This window comes from Roseibium sp. HPY-6, assembly GCF_040530035.1.
Lineage (GTDB): Bacteria > Pseudomonadota > Alphaproteobacteria > Rhizobiales > Stappiaceae > Roseibium.
On sequence record NZ_JBEWCD010000006.1, the window covers coordinates 1 to 4,316 of the forward strand.

The following is a 4,316-nucleotide window of genomic DNA, read 5'->3' on the forward strand; positions in this document are numbered from 1 at the left end:
AAGGGCGGCGTGGCCGGCTTCGCCAAGGGGTCCGCTGACGTCAAGCTGGAAGAAGACGGTGCTGAAACTGTGCTGACCTACGAGGCGAAGGCACAAGTGGGTGGCAAGCTTGCGCAATTGGGAAGCCGCCTGGTCGACTCCACGGCCAAGAAGATGGCCGAGGAATTCTTTGGCAAATTCACAGAGCTGGTCGGTGAAGGCCAGAAACCGCAAGAGAACGCGGCACCGGCCGAGGCGGCTGCATCTGAAGCCACGACGCCTGAGACCCCACCTGCCGCAGCAGCGCAGGACGAGTCCGAGCTGGATCCAGGCGTGGCAGAAGAAGCCAAGCGGATCGCAATTGAGGACACACCCGGTGAAGTCATTCATGCAATAGAAGAGGCAGAGCACGCGGTGGAAGAGACGCTGCAAAAGGCGGAAGAGAACCTCGAAGTTGCGGCCGGTCGAAACGCTTTCGGCGGTCCAATGGTCTGGGGACTTGCGCTTCTGGCCGTGCTCATTCTTGTTCTGGCGCTTGCAAGTTGACCCACGCGACACAGATTTGGTTTGATGAACTCAACACAACGAATTCAGGGTGCAACCTGACGCTGATAAGCGGCAGCTGGGATTTCTGGCCTGTCCGCAATGCATTCACGAGGGAGATTGATTTATGACGAAGGTATCGTTGGTTTTGAACGGGAAGTCTGTTGCGTCGGATGTTGAGGACCGTACGTTGCTTGTTTCTCTGATCCGTGATGTTCGTGGTTTGACCGGGACGCATGTTGGCTGTGACACGTCTCAGTGCGGTGCGTGTGTTGTTCATGTTGACGGGAAGGCTGTCAAGGCATGCACGATGTTGGCTGTTCAGGCGGACGGGTCTGATGTTGTGACGCTTGAGGGTCTTGGGTCGGCGGATTCGCTTCATCCTGTTCAGGCTGCGTTCCGGGAGCATCACGGTCTTCAGTGCGGGTTCTGCACGCCTGGGATGATCATGAGCGCGGTTGACATGATCAACCGTCATGGTGCGGGCAATCTGGACGAGGCGACGATCCGGGACGAGCTTGAGGGCAACATCTGCCGGTGCACGGGCTATCACAACATCGTCAAGGCGATCAAGGCGGCGTCGGACCAGATGGCTGGGATGGCCGAGGCGGCTGAATAGGCCGGGTTTTGGGTTTGGTGCGCGGGGTTTTTCTCGCGCTTTTCGGATATCCGGCCTGATTGGTTTTGGTGGCGCCGTGAGGAGAAGGCGCGGCGAGGCGGCGGCTGGTTCCGGTTCTGATTTTTGGGAGAGAGAGAATGGCAATTGAGGGGATTGGCGCGCGGGCACTGCGCAAGGAGGACAAGCGGTTCATCACGGGCAAGGGCCAGTACACGGACGACATGGTTCTGCCGGGGATGGGCCATGCGGCCTTTGTGCGCTCACCGCATGCGCATGCGAAGGTGACGGGGATTGATGCGAGCGCGGCGCTTGCGATGCCGGGTGTTGATGCGGTCCTGACGGGGGACCAGCTGATCGGGGACGGGATCGGCAATCTGATCTGCGGCTGGATGATCCACTCCAAGGACGGGTCTCCGATGAAGATGGGCGGCTGGCGGGCGCTTGAGCCTGAGGTTGTGCGCCATGTGGGCCAGGCGGTTGCCGTTGTTGTGGCCGATACGGCTGCGCAGGCGCGCGATGCGGCCGATGCGGTTGTTGTCGACTATGAGGAACTTCCGGCGGTGGTCGACCCGGTTGCCGCGCTTGAGCCCGGGGCTCCACAGATCCACCCTGAGGCGGAAGGCAACCTGATCTACGACTGGGAGATCGGGGATGCGGCAGCGGTTGATGCGGCCTTTGCAGGGGCTGCGCATGTGACGAAGATGGAGATCCGCAACAACCGTCTGGTTCCGAACCCGATGGAGCCGCGGGCAGCGCTTGCAAGCTACAATGACGCGGAAGAGCATCACACGCTCTATACGACCTCACAGAACCCGCATGTGGCACGCCTTGTCCTGTCGGCGTTCTATAATGTTGCCCCTGAGCACAAGCTGCGGGTGATTGCACCGGATGTGGGCGGCGGCTTCGGCTCGAAGATCTACATCTATCCGGAAGAGATGGTGTGCCTTTGGGCGTCGAAGCGCGTGGGCCGTCCGGTGAAGTGGGTGTCGGACCGCACGGAAGCGTTCCTGACGGATGCCCATGGGCGCGATCATGTGTCGGAAGCAGAGCTGGCGCTGGATGCGGACAACAGGATTGTCGGTCTTCGGGTGAAGACGATCGCCAATCTGGGCGCCTACATGTCGCTGTTCTCGTCGGCGGTGCCGACCTATCTCTATGCAACGCTCTTGTCGGGCCAGTACAACATCCCGGCGATCCACGCGAATGTGAAGACGGTCTATACCAACACGACGGCGGTGGATGCATACCGGGGGGCGGGGCGTCCGGAGGCGACCTATCTTCTGGAACGGATCATGGAGACGGCGGCACGGGAGGTGGGTCTTTCGCCTGCGGACTTCCGGCGCAAGAACTTCGTGCGGGAGTTCCCGCACCAGACGCCTGTGATCATGTGCTACGACGCGGGCGATTATGATGCGACGCTGGATGCGGCGCTGTCGGCAGCCGATTATGCGGGCTTTGCGGCGCGCAAGGCGGAGGCGGCCTCGCGCGGCAAGCTGCGGGGCATCGGCATCTCCTGCTACATCGAGGCGTGCGGCATTGCGCCGTCGGCGGCGGTCGGCTCGCTCGGGGCCGGTGTCGGCTTGTGGGAATCTGCCGAGGTTCGGGTGAATCCGGTTGGGACGGTTGAGGTCCTGACGGGCTCGCACAGCCATGGCCAGGGCCATGAGACGACATTTGCGCAGCTGATCTGCGAACGGTTCGGTCTGGACAGCGATGCGGTGTCGATCGTTCATGGGGACACGGACAAGGTCCAGTTCGGCATGGGCACCTATGGCTCGCGCTCGGGCGCTGTCGGCATGTCGGCGATCGTGAAGGCGCTGGACAAGGTGGAAGCGAAGGCGAAGAAGATCGCGGCGCACCTGATGGAGGCCGCGGAGGGCGACATCCAGATCGAGGGCGGCGAGCTGAAGGTTGCAGGCACGGACAAGAAGCTCAGCTTCACCGAAGTGGCGCTTGCGGCCTATACGGCACACAATCTTCCTGAAGGCATGGAGCCGGGTCTGAAGGAGGGGGCGTTCTACGACCCGTCCAACTTCACGTTCCCGGCGGGCACCTATGTGTGCGAGGTCGAGGTGGATCCTGAGACGGGCAAGACGGAGATCGTGAGCTTTGTTGCGGCCGATGACTTCGGCAAGGTGATCAACCCGATGATCGTGGAAGGCCAGGTTCATGGCGGCCTTGTGCAGGGGATCGGGCAGGCTCTTCTGGAGAACGCGGCCTATGACGAGAGCGGTCAGCTTCTGACGGCGTCCTACATGGACTACACCATGCCGCGTGCCGATGATGTGCCTTCGTTCAGCCTGTCGACGCATGAGACGCTTTGCCCGGGCAATCCGCTCGGCATGAAGGGCTGCGGGGAGGCCGGTGCGATCGGGTCTCCGCCGGCTGTGATCAACGCGATCACGGATGCGATCGGGTCGAACGAGCTTACGATGCCGGCCACGCCCGAGCGCGTGTGGCAGCTGTGCCAGGCGCAGCTGAAGCAGGCGGCCGAATAAGGTTCATGAGGAAAAGTCTTCGGGCAGGGTCAGCCTGCCCGGTTATCTGACAGTGAGATTTTGGGGAGACCCGACATGTATGAAACAACCTATCACCGCGCCGGTTCTGTTGCCGAGGCATCCGAGCTTGTGTCGAAGGCGGAAGACGGCAAGATCCTTGGAGGCGGGCAGACATTGCTGCCGACGATGAAGCAGCGTCTTGCGTCGCCGAGCGATCTTGTGGATGTGACGAAGATTGCGGAGATGAACGGCATCTGCGAGGGCGATGGCAGCCTGTCGATCGGGGCGGCCACGACCCATGCGGAGGTTGCCGCTTCCGATCTTGTGAAGTCGAAGCTTCCGAGCCTTGCCGGGCTTGCGGGCGGCATTGGCGATCCGGCGGTTCGGCACATGGGCACGATCGGGGGCTCGATTGCCAACAACGACCCGGCTGCGGATTATCCGGCAGCGCTTGTGGCGCTGGGGGCAACGGTTGTGACGAGCAAGCGTTCGCTTTCCGCCGAAGACTTCTTTGTCGGCATGTTCGACACGGCGCTGGACGAGGATGAGATCGTGGTGTCCGTGACGTTCCCGCTGATCGAGAAGGGGGCCTATGCGAAATACCCGAACCCGGCCTCGCGCTATGCGATGACGGGTGTTTATGTGGCCAAGCACCAGGACGGCTCTGTGCGGGTTGC

4 protein-coding genes are annotated in these 4,316 nt (G+C 61.8%); all 4 read left to right on the top strand.

Annotated features, from left to right (window positions below; genetic code table 11):
• On the top strand, positions 1-525 hold a 525-nt coding region (locus ABVF61_RS32100; RefSeq protein ID WP_353997699.1), incomplete at its 5' end, for an SRPBCC domain-containing protein.
• 124 nt (positions 526-649) lie between these two features.
• Positions 650-1,141: a (2Fe-2S)-binding protein gene (locus ABVF61_RS32105; protein ID WP_353997700.1), complete on the top strand. Its 492-nt coding sequence runs from the start codon at positions 650-652 to the stop codon at positions 1,139-1,141.
• Positions 1,142-1,278: 137 nt separating this feature from the next.
• Positions 1,279-3,639: a xanthine dehydrogenase family protein molybdopterin-binding subunit gene (locus ABVF61_RS32110; RefSeq protein ID WP_353997701.1), complete on the top strand. Its 2,361-nt coding sequence runs from the start codon at positions 1,279-1,281 to the stop codon at positions 3,637-3,639.
• Positions 3,640-3,714: 75 nt separating this feature from the next.
• Positions 3,715-4,316, top strand: a 602-nt coding sequence (locus tag ABVF61_RS32115; RefSeq protein WP_353997702.1) for an FAD binding domain-containing protein, incomplete at its 3' end; no start/stop codon positions are given.

Bases quoted from the DNA above. Each gene is read 5' to 3' on its own strand.
- ABVF61_RS32105 (WP_353997700.1), top strand. From the start codon at position 650: ATGACGAAGGTATCGTTGGTTTTGAACGGGAAGTCTGTTGCGTCGGAT.
- ABVF61_RS32110 (WP_353997701.1), top strand. From the start codon at position 1,279: ATGGCAATTGAGGGGATTGGCGCGCGGGCACTGCGCAAGGAGGACAAG.